General features: G+C 72.2%; 19 protein-coding genes. 11 read left to right on the forward strand and 8 right to left on the reverse strand.

The window, feature by feature from the left end:
- Positions 1 to 7: 7 nt before the first annotated feature.
- Positions 8 to 925: a LysR family transcriptional regulator gene (locus tag AB0F72_RS38410; protein WP_360442823.1), complete on the reverse strand. Its 918-nt coding sequence runs from the start codon at positions 923 to 925 to the stop codon at positions 8 to 10.
- A gap of 107 nt (positions 926 to 1,032) precedes the next feature.
- On the opposite strand from AB0F72_RS38410, the gene AB0F72_RS38415 reads away from it, so the two are divergent.
- Positions 1,033 to 2,256, forward strand: a complete 1,224-nt coding sequence (locus AB0F72_RS38415) for an FAD-dependent monooxygenase (protein WP_360442826.1) — start codon at positions 1,033 to 1,035, stop codon at positions 2,254 to 2,256.
- A 9-nt stretch (positions 2,257 to 2,265) separates the two neighbouring features.
- Positions 2,266 to 3,159 carry an alpha/beta fold hydrolase gene (locus AB0F72_RS38420; protein ID WP_360442829.1) on the forward strand — a complete coding sequence of 298 codons (894 nt, stop codon included), beginning with the start codon at positions 2,266 to 2,268 and terminating at the stop codon, positions 3,157 to 3,159.
- Here the strand turns inward: AB0F72_RS38420 and paaZ are convergent.
- Positions 3,149 to 5,155, reverse strand: coding sequence for a phenylacetic acid degradation bifunctional protein PaaZ (paaZ, locus tag AB0F72_RS38425; RefSeq protein WP_360442832.1), 2,007 nt, complete (start codon positions 5,153 to 5,155; stop codon positions 3,149 to 3,151). The two genes, AB0F72_RS38420 and paaZ, sit on opposite strands and share 11 nt — an antisense overlap.
- A 108-nt stretch (positions 5,156 to 5,263) precedes the next feature.
- Between paaZ and paaA the strand changes: the two genes are divergently transcribed.
- From paaA to paaE, 5 genes are all read left to right on the forward strand, one after another.
- Entirely contained in the window at positions 5,264 to 6,199 is a 936-nt protein-coding gene (gene paaA / locus AB0F72_RS38430; RefSeq protein ID WP_360442887.1) for a 1,2-phenylacetyl-CoA epoxidase subunit PaaA, read from the forward strand.
- Positions 6,196 to 6,489 carry a 1,2-phenylacetyl-CoA epoxidase subunit PaaB gene (gene paaB / locus AB0F72_RS38435; RefSeq protein ID WP_360442835.1) on the forward strand — a complete coding sequence of 98 codons (294 nt, stop codon included), beginning with the start codon at positions 6,196 to 6,198 and terminating at the stop codon, positions 6,487 to 6,489. The genes paaA and paaB overlap by 4 nt, the downstream gene beginning before the upstream one ends.
- Before the next feature lie 155 nt (positions 6,490 to 6,644).
- Positions 6,645 to 7,400, forward strand: coding sequence for a 1,2-phenylacetyl-CoA epoxidase subunit PaaC (paaC, locus tag AB0F72_RS38440; RefSeq protein ID WP_360442891.1), 756 nt, complete (start codon positions 6,645 to 6,647; stop codon positions 7,398 to 7,400).
- On the forward strand, positions 7,394 to 7,894 hold the full coding sequence (gene paaD, locus AB0F72_RS38445; protein WP_360442838.1) for a 1,2-phenylacetyl-CoA epoxidase subunit PaaD: 501 nt from the start codon (positions 7,394 to 7,396) through the stop codon (positions 7,892 to 7,894). The genes paaC and paaD overlap by 7 nt, the downstream gene beginning before the upstream one ends.
- Entirely contained in the window at positions 7,894 to 8,952 is a 1,059-nt protein-coding gene (gene paaE / locus AB0F72_RS38450; protein ID WP_360442841.1) for a 1,2-phenylacetyl-CoA epoxidase subunit PaaE, read from the forward strand. The genes paaD and paaE overlap by 1 nt, the downstream gene beginning before the upstream one ends.
- A gap of 256 nt (positions 8,953 to 9,208) precedes the next feature.
- Here paaE and AB0F72_RS38455 read toward each other — a convergent pair whose 3' ends face one another.
- Entirely contained in the window at positions 9,209 to 9,823 is a 615-nt protein-coding gene (locus AB0F72_RS38455) for a TetR/AcrR family transcriptional regulator (RefSeq protein WP_360442894.1), read from the reverse strand.
- A 59-nt stretch (positions 9,824 to 9,882) separates the two neighbouring features.
- Between AB0F72_RS38455 and AB0F72_RS38460 the strand changes: the two genes are divergently transcribed.
- Complete coding sequence (locus tag AB0F72_RS38460) at positions 9,883 to 11,229, forward strand: diguanylate cyclase (RefSeq protein WP_360442844.1); 1,347 nt, start codon at positions 9,883 to 9,885, stop codon at positions 11,227 to 11,229.
- A 456-nt stretch (positions 11,230 to 11,685) separates the two neighbouring features.
- Entirely contained in the window at positions 11,686 to 11,811 is a 126-nt protein-coding gene (locus tag AB0F72_RS38465; protein WP_360442847.1) for a hypothetical protein, read from the forward strand.
- A gap of 40 nt (positions 11,812 to 11,851) precedes the next feature.
- Here AB0F72_RS38465 and AB0F72_RS38470 read toward each other — a convergent pair whose 3' ends face one another.
- Together AB0F72_RS38470 and AB0F72_RS38475 are read right to left on the reverse strand one after the other, a co-directional pair.
- The gene (locus tag AB0F72_RS38470; RefSeq protein ID WP_360442849.1) at positions 11,852 to 12,709 is read right to left on the reverse strand and encodes a M23 family metallopeptidase; all 858 of its coding nucleotides are present in this window, start codon (positions 12,707 to 12,709) and stop codon (positions 11,852 to 11,854) included.
- A complete protein-coding gene (locus AB0F72_RS38475; RefSeq protein ID WP_360442852.1) occupies positions 12,706 to 13,203 on the reverse strand; it encodes an ArsR family transcriptional regulator in 498 nt (165 codons plus the stop codon). The genes AB0F72_RS38470 and AB0F72_RS38475 overlap by 4 nt, the downstream gene beginning before the upstream one ends.
- Positions 13,204 to 13,277: 74 nt before the next feature.
- Between AB0F72_RS38475 and AB0F72_RS38480 the strand changes: the two genes are divergently transcribed.
- Entirely contained in the window at positions 13,278 to 14,345 is a 1,068-nt protein-coding gene (locus tag AB0F72_RS38480; RefSeq protein WP_360442855.1) for a DUF2855 family protein, read from the forward strand.
- Between the two features lie 36 nt (positions 14,346 to 14,381).
- Here AB0F72_RS38480 and AB0F72_RS38485 read toward each other — a convergent pair whose 3' ends face one another.
- Positions 14,382 to 15,869 carry an MFS transporter gene (locus AB0F72_RS38485; RefSeq protein WP_360442858.1) on the reverse strand — a complete coding sequence of 496 codons (1,488 nt, stop codon included), beginning with the start codon at positions 15,867 to 15,869 and terminating at the stop codon, positions 14,382 to 14,384.
- Positions 15,870 to 15,971: 102 nt separating this feature from the next.
- On the opposite strand from AB0F72_RS38485, the gene AB0F72_RS38490 reads away from it, so the two are divergent.
- On the forward strand, positions 15,972 to 16,811 hold the full coding sequence (locus AB0F72_RS38490) for a patatin-like phospholipase family protein (protein WP_360442861.1): 840 nt from the start codon (positions 15,972 to 15,974) through the stop codon (positions 16,809 to 16,811).
- Positions 16,812 to 17,093: 282 nt separating this feature from the next.
- On the opposite strand, the gene AB0F72_RS38495 is transcribed toward AB0F72_RS38490, so the two are convergent.
- Together AB0F72_RS38495 and AB0F72_RS38500 are read right to left on the reverse strand one after the other, a co-directional pair.
- Complete coding sequence (locus AB0F72_RS38495; RefSeq protein WP_360442864.1) at positions 17,094 to 18,176, reverse strand: YbhN family protein; 1,083 nt, start codon at positions 18,174 to 18,176, stop codon at positions 17,094 to 17,096.
- A complete protein-coding gene (locus AB0F72_RS38500; protein WP_360442867.1) occupies positions 18,169 to 18,780 on the reverse strand; it encodes a TetR/AcrR family transcriptional regulator in 612 nt (203 codons plus the stop codon). Before AB0F72_RS38500 ends, AB0F72_RS38495 begins: the two co-directional genes overlap by 8 nt.
- Between the last annotated feature and the right edge of the window lie 68 nt (positions 18,781 to 18,848).

An 18,848-nucleotide genomic window follows, 5' to 3' on the forward strand; every position in this document is an offset into this window, starting at 1 on the left:
AAGTCAATCAGGACGGTTGCGCGAGTACCTGCCCCGCCTCGGTGGCGATCTGACGCAACCAGAGGTGAGCCGGGTCGCGGTCGTGCATGGGATGCCACCAGAGTGTCTCCACCAGCGGGCCGAGGCTGAACGGCGGCTCGACGACGACCGCGCCGATGCCGGGTTCGATCAGCTCGGCGGCCCGGCCGGGGAGCACGCCGATGCGGTCGGTGCCGGCGACCAGGTAGGGCACCGGGAGGAAACCCTCCAGGGAGATGTCGATGCGCGGCTCGATGCCGCGGGCCCGCAGCTGGTGCACGGGCCCGGAGACCAGCGGCGCGTAGTGGTAGGGGATCACCCAGGGGCGGGTCGCGAGGTCGTCCCGGGTCAGCGCGCCCGAGCCGGCGCCGGCCGAGACGACGCACATCCAGCGGTCCTCGTAAAGGTCCAGCGCGGGCACCTTCGCCAGCAGCCCCTGCGGGAGCAGGATGCCGTCCACCGGTCGCAGCCCGTCCACGGGTCCCTGCACGATCTCCTGGTTGCTGTGCACGAACCGGAGCCGTACCCCGGGGGCTTGCGCACGCACCAGGTCGGCGAGCACGCGGCCGAACGTGGCGAGGTGCCCGTCGGTGAGCACGAGCGTGAACTCGTGGTCGGCGTGCTCCGCGTCGAATCCCGGCTGGGTCCGGAACACGCGATCGGTCCAGCTGAGCGCCTGCGCCGTGCTCTCGGTCAGGCGCTCCGCGAGGGGGGTCAGCTCGTAGCTGTTGCCGGCCCGGACCAGCAGCTCGTCACCGAAGTGCCGGCGCAGCCGGGCCAGCGCCGCGCTCAGCGTCGGCTGGGTGAGCCCGAGCCGCTGAGCAGCCCTGGTCACGCTTCGCTCGCGCAGCAGGGCATCGAGGGAGATGAGCAGGTTGAGGTCCAGGCCCACGGCGTCGGCTCCCACCGGTGATATCGATGACGTCTATGCAGACCATAGGGTATTTCGGTCTTCCCGATGGCGGTGGCGGGGATCAGAGTGTGCCGTAACGCACACGAAACAAGGAGGCGACCTTGTCGTCGCGACCGCACGTTCTCATCGCCGGTGGAGGCATCGGCGGACTCTGCCTGGCCCAGGGTCTGCGCCGGGCCGGGATCAGCTTCGCGCTCTACGAGAGCTCACCGGCTCTCGCCCAGGGCGGTTACCGCCTGCACATGAACGGCGAGGGCGGCCGGGCCCTGCGGCAGTGCCTGCCGGAACCACTCCACGAGCTGTACGCCCAGACCTCGCGCACACCGCCGCGCCGCGAGGTGATGGTCGAGCTGGACCATCAGGGCGCCGAGGTCGGCGCCCGCCCGCACATCGGCGTGGCCGACGACCCGGCCCGTCCGGACACCGCGGTCAACCGGCGCACCCTGCGCCAGATCATGGCCGTCGGCCTGGACGACGCCCTGCACTTCGGGCACACGGTCACCGGCTTCACCACCGAGGCGGACGGCGTCCGGCTGCACTTCGCCGACGGTGGCTCCGCGACCGGTGACGTGCTGGTCGGCGCGGACGGCATCAATTCCGCGGTCCGCGCCCAGCTGCTGCCCGAGGTGCCGGTCGTCGACACCGGTGTGCGCTGCCTCTACGCCCTGGCCCCGCTCACCGCCGGCCTGGCCCCCGCGCTGCCGGACGCGATGCACGACGGGTTCGCCGTCGCCGCCGGACCGGACGGCGTCATCTTCGCCTACGGCCTGTACGACCCGCGCCGCCCGGTCGCCGACGCCGCCGCCGAGCTCGCGCCGGGCGCCGCCATCGACCCGGTCGAGCCCTATCTCATGATCAACGTCAGCATCACCCCGGACAGCCCGCTGCGGCGCAGCGACGAGGAGCTCTGGGGCAGCGACGCGCCGGCCCGGCACGACCTGATGCGCGCCGCCGCGCGCGGCTGGCACCCGGACCTGGCCGGCCTGGTCGAGCACGTCGATCCCGCGTCGATCTTCCCGGCGTCGATCCGCCACCTCCGGCCGGCCGAGCCCTGGACGCCCGGCCCGGTCACGCTGCTCGGCGACGCCATCCACGCGATGCCGCCGAACTTCGGCGCCGGCGGCAACACCGCCCTGCGCGACGCCGCCGCCCTGGCCCGCGCCCTGCGGCGGGCGGCCACCGGCGAGGTGCCGCTGGTGGACGCGATCGCCGCGTACGAGGCCGACCTGCGGGCCGAGGTCTTCCCGATCCTGCGGGCCGCCATCGACCCCCGCTCGGCCGGCGCCGGCTTCCAGCCCGACGAGATCTACCCGACCAGACAGTAAGGAAAGACAGTGATCCACGAAGACGTCACGTTCCCGGTGGACGGCCTGGCCCTGCGCGGCAGGCTGTTCCGGCCCGACGACAGCGCGGGGACCCGCCTGCCGGTCGTCATCATCCAGAGCGGGCTCGGCGGCCCGGCCGAGTCGCTGTACGGCATCGCGCAGGGCTTCACCGACGCCGGGCTGGCCTGCCTGCTCTACGACCACCGCTGCACCGGTTACAGCGAGGGCGAGCCGCGCCAGCTGTTCGACCCGTGGCAGCAGTGCCGCGACCTGCGCCACGTGGTGACCCATCTGACAGTGCGCGACGACGTCGACGCCGATCGCATCACGCTGTGGGGGATCAGCATCGGCGGCGCGAACTCGCTCTTCACCGCCGCGACGGACCGGCGGATCCGGGCCGTCGTCGCGGTGATCCCGCCGGTCAGCGGCTGGTCCGCCCGGCAGCTTCAGCCGGCCGGGACGCTCGCCGAACTGGAGGCGCTCATCCCCGCCGACCGGCAGGCGCAGCTGCGGGGCGAGCCGGCCGCGACGATCCGGCTGCACGGCAAGCCGGCACCCGGCGACCCGGTGATGTTCAGCGACGAGGAGGGCCTGGAATTCGTCGAGAACATGATCCACGACCAGCCGAGCTTCCGGAACGCGATCACCGTCTCCACCCTGGACCACCTGTTCGAGATGGAGGTGCGCGCCTACGCCGAGCGCATCACCGCGCCCACGCTGATGGTCCTCGCGGCGCAGGACACCGTCGCGCCGGTCGAGGAGGCGCGCGAGATGTACGGGCGGATCCCCGAGCCCAAGGAACTCATCGAGTACCCCGGGCAGCACTACGAGATCCTCTCGCACCACTTCCCGGAGATCATCGCTCGGACCGCGGGCTGGCTCGCCGGTACCGTCAGTCGCTGACCGGCCAGGTCTTGGCGACCAGGGTGAGCACGTCGTAGGTGGCGACCGCCTCGCCGTTCTGGTTGGTCACCACCGCGTCCCAGCGGACCTCGCCGTAATCGGCGGTGTCGCGCGGCTTGATCTGCTTGACGGTCAGCGTCACAGCGATCGCGTCGCCGGCCTTCACCGGGGTGAGGAAGCGCAGGTTGTCGACGCCGTAGTTGGCGAGGACCGGTCCCGGTGACGGCTCGACGAAGAGGCCGGCGGCCAGCGACACGACCAGGTATCCGTGGGCGACGATGCCCCCGAAGAGCGGGTTGCGGGCCGCCGCCTCGGCGTCGGTGTGCGCGTAGAAGGTGTCGCCGGTGAACTCGGCGAAGTGCTCGATGTCGGCGAGGCTCACGACGCGTACCCCGGATTTGACGGTGTCGCCGATCCGCAGGTCGGCGAGGCTCTTGCGGAACGGGTGGACGTCCTCGACGCGCTGGTTCGCGCCGGCCGTCCACTGCCCGGTGACCGCGGTGAGCAGGTCGGGGGAGGCCTGGATCGCGGTGCGCTGCAGGTGGTGCAGGACCGCGCGGATCCCGCCGAGCTCCTCGCCGCCGCCGGCCCGGCCGGGACCGCCGTGGACCAGCATGGGCAGCGGGGAGCCGTGGCCGGTGGACTCCTTCGCGTCGTCGCGGTCGAGCACCAGGACCCGGCCGTGCCAGGGGGCGAGACCGAGAACGACAGTGCGGGCGACGTCCGGGTCGTGGGTGGCGACCGAGGCGACCAGGCTGCCCCTGCCGCGGGCGGCCAGGGCGACGGCCTCGTTCAGGCCGTCGTAGGTCAGCACGGTGCTGACCGGCCCGAACGGCTCGACGTTGTGCGGCTCGGCGGCGCCCGGCGCGGCCCGCAGCACGAGCGGGTCGAAGAAGGCGCCACGCTCCTCCAGGGAACCGATGATGATCTCGGAGCTGGCCCGCAGCGACTCGACCGCCTTGAACACCTCGTTGCGCTGGCCGACGCTGGCGAGCGGCCCCATCCGCACCTCGGGGTCGCGCGGGTCGCCCACGGTGATCTTCGCGAGGCGGGCGGCGAGGGCGTCCTCGACCTGGCCGGCGAGCTGCGACGGCACGATGACGCGGCGGATCGCTGTGCACTTCTGGCCGGCCTTGACCGTCATCTCGGCGACGACGCCCTTGATGAACAGGTCGAACTCCGGGTCGCCGGCGCGCACGTCGGGGCCGAGGATGGAGCAGTTCAGCGAGTCCGCCTCGACGCCGAGCCGCACCCCGCCGTCGATCACGTTCGGGTGGCGGCGCAGGATGCCGGCGGTGTGCGCCGAGCCGGTGAAGGCCACCGAGTCCTGCGTGTCCAGCTCGTCCAGGAGGCTTCCGGCGCTGCCGGCGATCAGCTGCAGGCTGCCCTCCGGCAGCAGCCCGGACTCGATGATCCGGCGGACCACCAGCTCGGTCAGATACGCCGTCTGGCTGGCGGGTTTCACGATCGTTGGCAGCCCGGCCAGGAACGCCGGCGCCAGCTTCTCCAGCATCCCCCAGACCGGGAAGTTAAAAGCATTGATCTGTACGGCCACGCCCGGCCGTGACGTGTAGATGTGCTGCCCGACGAAGGTGCCGCCCTTGCCGAGACGCTCGACGGCGCCGTCCAGGACGATCGTGTCGTTGGGCAGCTCGCGGGTGCCCTTGCCGGCGAAGCTGAACAGCGTGCCGATGCCGCCGTCCACGTCCACCGCGGTGTCCCGGCTGGTCGCGCCGGTCCGCACGGAGAGCGCGTAGAACTCGTCCTTGCCGGCCATCAGCTGCTTGGCCACCGCTTTCAGGATGGCGGCGCGCTGGTGGAAGGTCAGCGCCCGCAGCGCCGGGCCGCCGGTCTGCCGGGCGTGCTGGACCATCGCGGCGACATCCAGCCCGCGGCTCGAGATCCGCGCGACCTCCTCACCGGTGGCGGGGTCCCGCAGGGGTTCGCCCTCGTCGGCGGCGCGGAACCAGCGTCCGGCGGCGTAGCTCTCCAGCACGGCTACTCCTTCAGTTCCTTCAGTGGGCGGTTGCGTGGGAGGGGAGTCCGTGTCACCGTATTACAGACCGATCGTTAAGTAAATCCGTGCGGAGGGACCATGACGACGATGCAGGCGGCTTTCGATGCCACGATCGCCCGCCACGATCGCATCGAGCCACGTGACTGGATGCCCGACGCCTACCGCAAGACGCTGATCCGGCAGATCGCCCAGCACGCGCACTCGGAGATCATCGGCATGCAGCCGGAGGGCAACTGGATCAGCCGGGCCCCCTCCCTGCGGCGCAAGGCGATCCTGCTCGCCAAGGTGCAGGACGAGGCCGGGCACGGGCTCTACCTCTACTCGGCCGCCGAGACCCTCGGCGTCGCCCGCTCCGAACTCGTCGAGCTGCTGATCACCGGCCGGCAGAAGTACTCCTCGATCTTCAACTATCCGACGCTCTCCTACGCCGACGTCGGCACGATCGGCTGGCTCGTCGACGGCGCCGCCATCTGCAACCAGGTGCCGCTCTGCCGGACCTCCTACGGCCCGTACGGCCGGGCGATGATCCGGATCTGCAAGGAGGAGTCCTTCCACCAGCGGCAGGGCTACGAGCTGCTGATGACGATGATGGGCGGCACCGGCGAGCAGCGCGCGATGGTGCAGGAGTCCGTCGACCGGTTCTGGTGGCCGTCGCTGATGATGTTCGGCCCGCCCGACGACAAGTCGCCCAACAGCGAGCAGTCGATGGCCTGGGGCATCAAGCGCAACTCCAACGACGAGCTGCGGCAGAAGTTCGTCGACATGACCGTGCCGCAGGCCGAGGCGCTCGGCGTCACACTGCCCGACCCGGCGCTGCGCTGGAACGACGAGCGCGGCCACTACGACTTCGGTGAACCCGACTGGGACGAGCTGACCGCGGTGATCCGCGGCAACGGACCGTGCAACGCCGAGCGGATGGCGCACCGCCGCGCCGCGCACGACGACGGCGCCTGGGTACGGGAAGCCGCCACCGCCTTCGCGGCTCGCACCGCCGCTCGGAGCGCCGAGGCGGCCGGCCGATGACCGCGGACCGGCGGGACTGGCCGCTCTACGAGGTGTTCGTCCGGAGCAAGCGCGGCCTCAACCACGTGCACGTCGGCTCGCTGCACGCGCCCGACGACGCGCTCGCGCTGCGGCACGCCCGCGACGTCTACACCCGGCGCAACGAGGGCGTGAGCATCTGGGTGGTCCGCGCCGACGCGATCACCGCGTCCAGCCCGGACGAGAAGGACCCGCTGTTCGCCCCGAACGGCGACAAGGTCTACCGCCACCCCACGTTCTACGAGATCCCCGCCGACGTCCCCCACATGTGAGAGAGCCCGCGATGAACGACAGCGTCTACGACGGCCTGCTCGGCGGCGACTCGTCGCAGTGGGCGTTCGGCACCGACTTCGAGGACCCGCTCGCCGGCGTCGACACCAGCGTCCCGGCCGGGATCGACGCCACCCAGCTCGCCACCTACTGCCTGATGCTCGGCGACGACACCCTCGTGCTGTCCCAGCGCCTGGCCGAGTGGTGCAGCCGCGCCCCCGAGCTGGAGGAGGACATCGCGCTGGCGAACATGGCCCTCGACCTGCTCGGCCAGGCCCGGCTGCTGCTCGCCCGGGCGGCGGCCGCCGACCCGGCGTGCGTGCCGGCGCTGCCGGCCGGCTCACCGGTGCCGGCGGAGGACGCGCTGGCGTTCTTCCGCGCGGCGGAGCAGTTCCGCAACGTCCGGATGGCCGAGGTCCCCAACGGCGACTTCGCGCACGTCGTCGTGCGGCTGCTGCTGTTCGCCAACGCCCGCCTGGCGGTCCTGTCGCGGCTCCGCGACAGCGCCGACGCGGTGCTCGCCGCGGTCGCCGCCAAGGGCGTCAAGGAACTCACGTACCACCGGGACTGGGCCGGCCGCTGGTTCGTCACCTGCGCGCAGGGCACCGACGAGTCCCGCCGGCGGCTGCTCGCCGCGCTCGACCGGCTCTGGCCGCTGCACGACGAGCTGTTCACGCCGCACCCGGTCGAGTTGTCCCTGGCCGGCCTGGGCGTCGGTGTCGATCCGGGCAGCGTCCGCGCCGAGGCCGACGTCGTCCTGGACCAGGTCCTCGCCGTCGCCGACGTGCCCCGGCCCGGGACGCCCGGGGTGCGCGGGCGCACCGGGCGCGACGGCCTGCACACCGAGGCGCTCAGCCGGATGCTCGCCGAGATGCAGGTGGTCGCCCGCGCCCACCCGAACGGCCGATGGTGAACGTCCGGGAGCGGGCCGCCGCCGTCGCCGCCGAGGTGCGCGACCCGGAGATGCCGATGCTGACCCTCGCCGACCTCGGGGTGCTGCGCGACGTGCGGGTCGACGGTGACGTGGTGGTCGCGTCGATCACCCCGACCTACTCGGGCTGCCCGGCCATGGCCACCATGCGCGACGACCTCGTGCACCGGCTCACCGACGCCGGGTTCCCGCGGGTCGTCGTCCGGGTCGTCCTCGAACCGGCCTGGTCCAGCGACTGGATCACCGAGTCCGGGCGGGCGGCGCTGCGCGAGGCGGGACTCTCCCCACCCGGTCCCGCGGCGCACCGGACCGGGCCCGTCCCGCTCACGCTCGGGCCGTCGCGCCGCGAGGTGAGGTGTCCGCGGTGCGGCTCAGCCCGTACCCGGATCGTGTCTGAATTCGGATCGACCGCATGCAAGGCGCTCTATCGGTGCGGGGACTGCCTGGAACCCTTCGACCACGTCAAGGAGATCTAGTGACACGGTCCGCCTTCCACACGCTGCGGGTCGCGGCGGTCGAACGGCTCTGCGACGACGCTGTCGCTGTGACGTTCGCGGTGCCCGGCGAGCTGAGCGACGCCTACGCGTTCCGGGCCGGGCAGTCGCTCACAGTGCGCCGGGTGATCGACGGCCGGGAGGAACGCCGGTCCTACTCGATCTGCGCGCCGGTGGGCGCGGCGCCCCGGATCGGGGTCCGGGAGATCCCGGACGGCGTCTTCTCCAGCTGGCTGGTCCACGACGTCACCCCGGGAACCGGGATCGAGGTGCAGACACCGACCGGCGCCTGGGACGCCGACCCGGCCGGCGGCGAACGGCACCTGCTGATCGCCGCCGGATCCGGCATCACGCCGCTGCTGTCGATCGCGGCGACGGTCCTGACCCATCCGGACGCGCGGGTGTCGCTGCTCTACGGCAACCGGGCCAGCAACACCGTGATGTTCGCCGAGGAGATCGGCGACCTGAAGAACCGGTACGGGCCGCGGCTGCAGGTCACCCACGTGCTGTCCCGTGAGCCCCGGGACGTCGAACTCTTCTCCGGCCGGCTCGACGCCGATCGGCTGCGCCGGCTGCTGCGCGACGTGATCCCGGCCGAGACGTTCGACCACGTCTGGCTCTGCGGGCCGCTGGCGATGATCGAGGACGCCCGCGCCGTGCTGACCGCGCTGGGAGTGGCCGCCTCCCGGATCCACGTCGAGCTCTTCTACGTCGACGAGCCCCCGCCGCAGCCCCGCCGCGCCGCAGCCGAGATGACCGGGGCGGTCACCGCGCTCACCACGATCCTGGACGGGCGCAAGGCCACCGCCACCGTCGCGCAGAGCACCACGATCCTGGACGGCGCCCAGGCCAGCCGGGCGGACCTGCCGTTCGCCTGCAAGGGCGGGGTGTGCGGGACGTGCCGGGCGCTGGTGCGTGAGGGTGAGGTGGACATGCGGCGGAACTATGCTCTGGAGCCGTCCGAGCTCGCCGCCGGGTTCGTCCTGACATGTCAGAGCTTTCCGGTCACCGACACCGTGACGGTGGACTACGACGCCTGATCTTTCCGGTAACCGGGATGTCCGTCTGATCCCGTTTTAGACTCGCTGGAGCGCTCGCTTCGCTACAACGGGGGAAGAAATGCGAAAAGCTTTGTGTGTCATGTCCGCCATCATCGTCGCCCTGGTGGTGCCGGTTCCGGCGTCCGCCAGCGTCACCGGGTCGGGGTGCTCGGGCGAGATCCACGCGGTGTCCCGCGTGTGATCCGGGTTCGTCGCCGGGGGTCTTTCGGCCCCCGGTGTCGTTCGGCCCCCGGTTTCACCGCTTCGCCAGGCCGTCGAACGCTATCGACACGATGGCGTCCGCGACAGTGGCCGTGTCGTAGGTTCCCCCCGGGCGGTACCACTCGACCAGCGAGTTCACCATGCCGAACAGCAGCCGGCTGACCAGCTCCGGCGTGACGTCGTCGCGCAGGGCGCCCTCGGCGATCGCCGCGCGCACCAGGCCGGCGAGCTGATCGTCCAGCCAGCGGCGCCGTTTCAGCGCCGCCAGCTCGACCGGCGTGTTGCCCCGCACCCGCAGCAGCAGCGTCACCGCCGGCTGGTGAGCGGCCAGCACCTCCACCGAGCGCCGCACCACCCCGCGCAGCCGGTCGTACGCTCCGGCGCCGCCGTCGCTGACCGCCGCCGACACCACCGCGGTCAGCTCGTCGAGGGCGTCGTCCAGCGCCAGCCGCAGCAGGTCCTCCTTGCCGGCGACGTGGTGGTAGATCGCCGACTTCGTGACACCCAGCTCGGCGGCGAGATCACCGATGCTCGTCGCGTCGTAGCCCCGCCGGTTGAACAGTCCCACCGCGGTCCGCAGAACCGTCGCCTGGTCGTGCCCGGGCCGCCCGCGCCCGCGTCGGGCCGGTGCGGCCGGCTCGGATGACATCACGCCCGGAAGCTTCTCATGCCGCCCCGGAGAACGCCGATCTGACCACGGTGTTGCTGATGCACAGCCTCGAAGCCGCCGTGGTGATCGTCGCGTACCTGACCATGTACCTGCTCGGGTACGGCGGTGACACGCCCGTGTGGTGCCTGGTCTTCGGCGTTCTCGGCGCGTTGCAGCAGCAGCCGGCCGTGCAGCGCCGGCTCGCCGGTGGGGACCTGACCCGCCGGGCGAACCTGCGGATGGCGCTGCTCATGCTGACCGGCGCGGCGTTCGTCTACGGCACCGGCTGGGGTTCCGTGATGCTCTGCGGGCTCGCCCTGGTGGCGGCGTTGCAGATGCGGCTCTCCGGGCCGGGCGTGTGGCGCTCCGGGGTGCTCTGGACCATCCTCTGCGCGATCGGCGGGGAAGCCGCGACCGCCCTCGGCTGGGCCGGCACCTACCTGCCCGGCCACTCGGCGCCGGTGATCGCGATCGGGGTGACCGCGCTCTGCGTGCTGCTGACCCGCAACGTCGGCATCGCGGGGGAGCAGCGCGAACGGGCCGAAGCGGCCGCGATCGCCGCCGAACGCCGGTTCCGCATCATGATCCAGGAGTCCGCCGACATGATCGCTGTCTGGGACCGCGGCGGCGCCCTGTCCTACGTCAGCCCGGCCGTCCGCGGCCTCGTCGGCCTGGAACCGGACGAGGCCGACTCGGCGACCCTGCTGGCCCGCGTGCACCCGGACGACCGCTGGTTGATCCGGCCCGAGCCGGACGCCCTCGCCCCGCCGTTCCGGCAGATCGAGTTCCGGCTGCTGTCCCCGGACGGCAGCTACCGGTGGGCCGAGGCGCGGGTCCGCGACCTCACCACCGACCCGGAGATCGTGGGTCACCTGGCCAACCTGCGTGACATCCACGACCGCAAGACAAGTCAACAGCGCCTGGCGTACGCGGCCAGCCACGACCAGCTGACCGGGCTCCGCAACCGGGCGGCGTTCGGCCGCGCCCTGGACGACGCGTGCGCTGCGGGGGAGACCGCCGTGCTCTTCGTGGACCTCGACGGGTTCAAGCAGGTCAACGACCATCATGGGCATGACGCGGGTGACGCCTTGCTGATCGCGGCCGCGCGGGTCCTGCGGGACAACGCCGGGGAGGAGGCCTCGGTCGGCCGCTTCGGCGGCGACGAGTTCGGCGTGGTGCTGCCCGGTGACGACGAGCTCGCCCGCCGGACGGCCGAACGGATCGTCGCCGCGATGCGCGAGCCGGTCCTCTTCGAGGGCAGGGAGCTGACGTTGCGCTGCAGCATCGGGGTGGCGCTGTCCCCGGGCGGCGCCGGTGACCTGCTACGCCGCGCCGACCTGGCGATGTACGCGGCGAAGCGCGCCGGCACTCATTCCTACGAGGTGGCCGCCCCGGTCGCGGCCTGAGCCCTCCCCCCGGTGCCGTGCTCCTGCCCCTGCGCCTGCGCCGTGCCCCCGCCCCTGCGCCTGCGCCGTGCCCCCGCCCCTGCGCCGCGCCGTGCCTCGCCCCTGCTCCTTGCCGTGCCCCGCCCTGTGCCTCGCCCCTCGCCTCGCCCCTCGCCTCGCCTCGCCTCGCCTCGCAGATCTTGGAACGCGTCGGCCCAGCCGTAGCCCATCCATGTGATCAAGCCCGGATAACCGTTCTCGTCTACGGCTCGCTTTGCCCGGCCGTAGCGTGGGCCGGTAATCATGGCCGGATAACCGTTCTCGCCTACGGCTCGCTTCGCCCGGCCGTAGCGTAGGCCGGTAATCATGGCCGGATTCCTGCGCCGGCTACGGCTCGCACGGCGGTGACCAGCGACTGCGCCACCGAACGCCCCCGGCTGCGCCCTCGCCCTCGGCTGCGGTGCCGCGCTGATCACGGTGGCGTCGCTGGCGCGGGTCCCGGTCGCCCGCGCCCGGTCCCTGACGCCGAGCGCGGTGATCGGCGTGGCAACCGGAGCGGTGCTGCTGGCCGGAGCCGTGCTCTCCGCCGCCGCCGCGATCTGATCACTGCGCCGTGGCCGGCTCACTCGCGCCGTGGCCGGCTCTATCCGCGCGGGTCCTGCGCGGCGGCCGTCTCGAGGATCTGGCCGTTGCGCGGGAAGCCCGGCAGGGCCGTGGCCTTCGCCTCGCCGGTGGCCCACCGCGCGTCGATCTCGGCATCGTCGGTGATCAGCGCGGGCCAGCGCATCGGGACGCCGGCCGCCGCGGTCGGCCGCGGCGCGTCCATGAGCTGGACGTGCAGGTGCGGCTCGGAGGTGTTGCCGGTGTTGCCGACCGCCGCGAGCTGCCGGCCGGCCGGGACCCGCTCGCCGGCGCGGACCGCTGCCGATCCGCGGCGGAGGTGGGCGTAGACCGCGTAGGTCCCGTCGTCGTGTTCGACGATGATGTGGTTGCCGAGGATGCCGGAGACCCCGGCCAGTTCCCGGAGGAACGCCTCGACCGTCATCATCCAGATCAGCGCCGGCCAGGTGTCCCGGCTGCGGTGGTCGCGCTGCCGGTCGGTCACGCGCACCACGGTTCCCGGCGCCATGGACAGGACCGGGGCGCCGAAGCACGGGTACGTCCGCGGCGCGCGCGTCCGCAACGACCAGCCGATCGACGTGGCAGCGTCGGCGGACGGCTGCAGCAGGTCGACGGCGTACGTCTGCCCGTACGCCCGGACCCCGTGGCTGGGCACCGCGGTGCCGGGGCTGTTGAGCGCCACCCAGCGTCCCCGCACCGGCGGATCGAGGTCGACGGCTGGTCTGGTGGAGCGCGGGGGCCGCACGAAGGCCAGCGCGAGCGGCGCGGCCATGAGCGCCAGGTCGTACGGTTTCGGGACGGGCAGGACGGTGAAGGCGATGACGATCACGACGAAGAGCCGCCACCACCAGGTCTGCCAGCGGGCGATCGAGCGTTTCATCGGCGGGCTCCCAGCAATGTGGTCAGCAGGGGGATGACACGGGCGACCGGCACCTCGTACCGACCGCCGCCGGTCGTGTGCAGCCAGCCGGCGGCGACCAGCTGGCGCAGGTGGTGATAGACCTGCCCGCTGGTGCCCATGCCGTCGACCCGGATCAGGTCGTTGGCGGTGCTCGCGCCGCGCAGCACCTGCTGGAGCAGGCGGATCCGGGCCGGGTGCGCGAGCGCGGCGAGCGCCGCGACGTGCTGTGACCAGTCGCCGTCGACGAGTTCCTCGGTGCCGGCGCTCTCCTGCCACCGCGCGGCGCGGCCGTCGGGCAGCGTCACGTGCCCGGTGATCAGGACAGCGCCGGGGTCGCCGACCCGGGACAGCAGGCCGTCGAGCGCCCAGAAGACCTCCGGGTCGGGCGTGCCCGTGGCGCGGGGAGCCCGGAGGGTCTCCTCGAGGGCTGCCACGCGCTGTTCGAGCGCGGCGAGACGATCGGCATCACTCACACCGACAGGATAACGTAATTACGTATTTCCGTACGACTATGGTTTTTGCACTTCTCGTGCAATAACGTCGCGGCATGCCTGCTTCCTGGACCTTCGCCGTTGCTCGCGACGACCTCGGCCGCACCACGCTGGCCGAGACGGCCGTCCCCGCGCTCGCCGACGGGGAGGCGCTGTTGCGGGTGGACCGGGTCGGCCTGACCGCGAACAACGTGACCTATGCCGTGCTCGGCGAGTCCATGCGGTACTGGCAGTTCTTCCCCGGCGAGCGGTCCGGTCTCGGTCCGGAGTGGGGACTTCCGCCGCTGTGGGGGTTCGCCGAGGTGGCCGCGTCGACGGTGCCGGGCGTGGAGGTCGGCCAGCGGGTCTACGGCTATCTGCCGCCGGCCGGTCACCTGGTGGTGCGACCGGAGCGGGTCGACGGGACCGGGTTCCGGGACGCCGCCGCGCATCGGGCGGATCTCCCGTCGCCGTACAACGTGTACCGGTCGACGGCCGGCGACCCCGCGTACCGGGCGGACCAGGAGGATCTGCTGGTGCTGTTCCGGCCGCTGTTCTTCACGTCGTTCATGCTGGCGGACCAGGTCGCCGACAACGCGTTCTACGGCGCGGACCAGCTGATCCTGTCGTCGGCGTCGAGCAAGACCGGGTACGCCGCCGCGTTCGAGCTGCACGGTCGTGGCCGCCGCCTGATCGGGCTGACCTCGCCGGGCAACGTCGGTTTCACCGAGGCGCTGGGCTGCTACGACGACGTGCTGACCTACGACCAGGTCGACGCGCTCACGGTGGCGCCGTCGGTCTATCTGGATCTGTCCGGTTCACCGGAGACCCGGGCCGCGCTGCGCCACCGCCTCGGTGACCGCCTCGTCCGGGACATCGCGGTGGGGCTCACCACCCAGACGCCGAACGCCGAGGCGGCGGGCGAGGTGTTCTTCGCGCCGGTGCAGATGCGCAAGAGGCGCGGGGACTGGGGCCGGGAGGGCTTGGATCAGCGGTTCGCGGAGGCCTGGCAGCGGTTCGCCGAGGCGGCCGCCGGATGGGTCGACGTGCGGACCGGCGCCGGGCCGGAAGACTTGCGCAGTGCCTGGCTGGAGGTCTTTCAGGGGCGCACCGCGCCGCGCGTCGGGCACGTCGTCCACGCGTGAGGGCCGCGCGTCGCGGCCCTCACGGCATCGGAGACCTCAGGCGTTGCTGCGGTGCAGCAGGTGGATCTCGTCGGGCTCGGGCGGCAGGTCGCTGACCCCGGCCCGGACGGCCTGCTCGTGCCGCCGGTGCGCGGACGGCAGGGCGAGCGCGGCGGCGACAGCGAGGACCGCGACCGCGGCGCAGACCCAGAAACCGCTGGTGAAGGCGCTGTCGGTGGGCAGGCCCTGCGGGGTGGTGTTGGAGGTGATGACCGCCGCGACCACCGCGGTGCCGATGCTGCTGCCGATGGTCCGGGCGATCGTGTTGACGCTGGTGGCCTCGCCGGTCTGCGCGGCCGGGACGCTTTCGATGATCGCGTTGGACATCGCCGCGAAGGCGAAGCCGATGCCCGCGCCGGTCAGGATCCCGGATGCCAGGACCTGCCAGATCTCGCCGTGGGCGAGGGCCGGGAGGGCGAACGCGACGACCACGAAGACGGCGCCGAGGAACATCGGGAGCTTCGGGCCGTACTTGCGGTTCAGGATGCCGGCGAGCGGGCCGAACACCACCATCATGACGACGGTGGGCAGCAGGAACAGGCCGGCCTGGGAGACCGACTTGCCGAAGCCGTAACCGGTCGCCTCGGGGAGCTGGAGCAGCGTCGGGACCAGCAGGAAGGTGCCGAACATCGCGAAGCCGAGGATCAGCGCGACCAGGTCGGTGGCCCACACGCCGCGGATCCTCATGAGCTTCATGTCGATCAGCGGCTCCTTGACCCGCAGCTCGACTCCGACGAAGACGACCAGGCCGACGGCACCGAGGGCGAGCAGGCCGATGGTCTGCGGCTCGCCCCAGCCCCAGGACTGGCCCTTGCTGATCGCCAGCAGCAGCGCGACGAGCGACACGGACAGGATCGACGCGCCGACCACGTCCAGCTTGCCGGGGGTGCGTACCGGGGACTCCTTCATGCCGAAGATCGCGCCGACCAGCGCGATGAGGACCAGCACGAGGGGCAGCCAGAACAGCCAGTGCCAGGAGAGGTGCTCGACGATCGGGCCGGCGGCCACGATGCCGACACCGGCGCCGACACCGAAGATCGCCGAGATCAGGCCGACAGTGGTGGCGACCTTCTCCCGGGGCAGCTCGTCGCGGACCATGCCGATCGACAGCGGCAGGATCGCGCCGGCCGCGCCCTGCAGCACGCGCCCGGCGATCAGCACGGTGAGGTCGGTGGCGAGCGCGGCGACAACGGTTCCGGCGGCCAGGGTGGCGAGGACGCCGATCAGGACCCTGCGCTTGCCGGCGATGTCGCCGAGCCGGCCGAGGATCGGGGTCAGCACCGAGGCGGACAGCAGGTAGGCGGTGACCACCCAGCTGACGTCGCTCGTCGACGCGTTGAGCTCGTGACCGATGGTGGACAGCGCGGGCGAGACCAGCGACTGCAGGACCGCGAACGCCAGACCGCCCAGCGCCAGGTAGAGCACGAGCAGGCCGCCGCCCGTGCCCCGGCCGGCGGTTCCGGTCTCGTCGATGGTGTGGGTCATGGTGTCCTTGAGGCTAGAAGTAAACACTTGCTGACTTATTATCGGCAGGCGGCGGCTGAAGTAAACGGTTGTTTACGTCACAGCGCTGACTACGATCGATGCATGGCGGAATCGGGCAAGGCGCTGGTGCTCGGCGGTGGCGGCGTGACCGGGGTCGCCTGGGAGATCGGGCTGCTGCACGGCCTCGCCGAGCGTGGCGTCGACCTGACCGATGCGGGACTGTTCGTCGGCACGTCGGCCGGTTCCTCGGTCGCGGCGCAGGTGCTGTCGGGCGTACCCCTCAATGATCTTTTCGAGGCGCAGCTCGCCGGCCCGGGCAGTGAGGCCGCCGCCCGGATGGGTCTCGGTGGCCTGCTCGCGTTCGCGGTGGCCGGGCTCTGGCCCGGCGATCCGGCGCGCGGCCGTGCCTGGCTGGGCCGGCGAGCGCTGCGCGCCCGCACGATGCCGGAGGCGGAACGCCGGGCGGTGATCGCGCGGCGGATCGGGGAGGGCGCCTGGCCGGCGACCGGCTTGCGCATCGTCGCGGTCGAGGCCCCGACCGGGAGGGTACGGGTATTCGACGCGTCCAGTGGAGTCCCGCTGATCGACGCCGTCGCCGCGAGCTGCGCGGTCCCGCTGACCTGGCCGCCGGTGACCATCAACGGCGTGCGGCACATCGACGGCGGGGTGCGGTCGGTGGCCAACGTGGATCTGGCCGCCGGCAGTGACAGGGTGGTGGTGATCGCCCCGGTCACGGCGGCGGCGCGGCGCTCCGGGCGTCCGGCCGCCCAACTGGCCGCCCTCGGTCCGCAGGTGCGCGGCGCCCTGATCGCGCCTGATGCGGGCGCGCGCTCGGCGATCGGCCGCAATGTGCTCGACCCGGCACGCCGGCGGCCCGCTGCCGAGGCCGGTTACGCCCAGGCGGCGAAGGAGGCCGACCGGCTGCGCCCCCTATGGACCTGACCCGCGTGTCGACTTCGGGTGCGCTCCGAGCCTCAACTCCACACGCTGCGGTGGTCCCGGTCGTGCGTGTTGAGTTGGGGTGCGGAGCGCACCCGAAGTTCACACGCTGCGGTGGTCCGGGTCGTGCGTGTTGAGTTGGGGTGCGGAGCGTGCCTCAAGTTCACACGCTGCGGTGGTCCCGGTCGTGCGTGTTGAGTTGGGGTGCGCAGCGTGCCTGAATTTCACACGCTGCGGTGGTTCCTGTCGTGCGTGTTGAGTTGGGGTGCGGAGCGTGCCTGAAGTTCACACGCTGGATTCCAGGTAACGGCGATGGCGGCGGCGCATGATCAGCCAGGAGATCCAGCCGACGCCGATGATGAAACCGAAGCTGATGATCCGGTAGAGCACCACCGCCGCGATCGCCGTGGACGCGCTGATCCCACCCGCCATCAGGCCCAGGATCAGGGCGCTGTCGATGATGCCGAGCCCACCCGGGACGATCGTGATGGTCCCGGCGGCCATCCCGGCGCAGAACGCGAGCAGCAACTGCGTCGCGTTGATCGGCTCATCGCTGACGGCCCGGACGCACATCCAGAGGCAGACCGCGTCGAGTCCCCAGTTCAGCACGGCGAACACCGCGGCCGCGATCCCGCGTCCCGGGGTGAGGCGGGCCGCGCCGAGCTGGGCGACGAAACCGTGTACCGCGTCGAGGCCGTGCTCGGCGGGCCGGTGACGGAACCGGTTGAGCCGGGTCAGCGCCGCGCGGGCCGGCCGGTCGGCGATCGCCGGGTTGGCGCTGATCCGCTGCACGCCGGCGACGAGCAGGACGATGATCGCGGCCAGGCCGGCGAGGCTGTACCAGTGCGGGCTCCCGTCGGAGACCAGAGCGCCGGCCGCGGTGACCACGGCGAGCGCGGTGGTGGACAGGATGCCGGAGAGCGCGATCGTCCAGGAGGCGACCGCGGGTGTGGCGCCGAACCGGCGCAGCTGCTGGTAGTTGAAGCTGGTGGAGAACGCGGGACCGCCCGGCAGCGTCTCGTTGAGGGAGTGCGCGGCATAGGCGAGGGCGATGTTGCGGTACAACGGCACGCGCAGCCCGGCGGAGCGCAGCAGGGTGTGCTGCATGCGGGCGTAGGTGCCCATGGCCGCGAGCTCGGCGACGACCGCGGCGGCCAGCCAGCCGGGGTCGGGCGCCGTGAGCTGGCCCAGCGCCGAGGTCAGGGACGGCCAGCCGAGGTACAGCTCGACGGCGAACAGGGCGATCAGCGCCGGTACCGCGATGCGGGTGATCCGCCGGCGGCGTCGCCCGGTGGCCGGGGCGGCGGGGTCGCGGTGCGCGGTCATACCGTCTGTTTCGGCGCGCGGGACGACTGCTTGATCATTCATGGCGGCCGTCTTCCGGGGCTAGCAGCGCGGTGACGCCGGCGAGGTAGCCGGTCGTGTCGGTGCCGGCCAGCAGCAGGCGTTGCACGACGAACCCCTGCGCCAGCCCGAGCATGGCCGCGCCGACCTGTTCGGGGTCGGTCCCGGCGGGCAGTGTCCAGCGGCGGGCGACCTCGGCGAAGTTTCCGCGCAGCCGCCGGTAGACCTCGTCGACGCGGACGGCGACGGCGGGGCTGCGCAGCGCCTCGGCCCAGACCTGGACGCCGATGCGGGTGAGGTCGAAGCCGGTGGCCGGGTGATCGGCGATCCGGTCGTTTATCGCGGCCAGGATCGCGGCCAGCGCGCGTCCGGGCGGGGGCGCGGCGCCGTCGGCCAGCAGGTCCCGGAACGTCTCGTCGGCGGCGGCGAGCGCCTCCTCCGCGACCGCCGCGATGAGCTCCTCCTTGCTGCTGAAGTAGCGGTACACCGCACCGGCGGAGAGGCCGGCGGCGCCGATGATGTCCGCCATCGTGGTGGCGTGGAATCCGTTGGTGGCGAAGAGCCGGACCGCCGCGGTGATGATCTCGGCCCGGCGGGTGGCTCGGTGCTGCTCGGAGACGCGGGGCATGATCCGAGAGTAAAGCGAACGTTCATTCTTGACAACGGAAGCGAGGTGTGACCACCATAAAAAGCGAA

It is taken from the genome of Actinoplanes sp. NPDC023936, assembly GCF_040639325.1.
Lineage (GTDB): Bacteria > Actinomycetota > Actinomycetes > Mycobacteriales > Micromonosporaceae > Actinoplanes.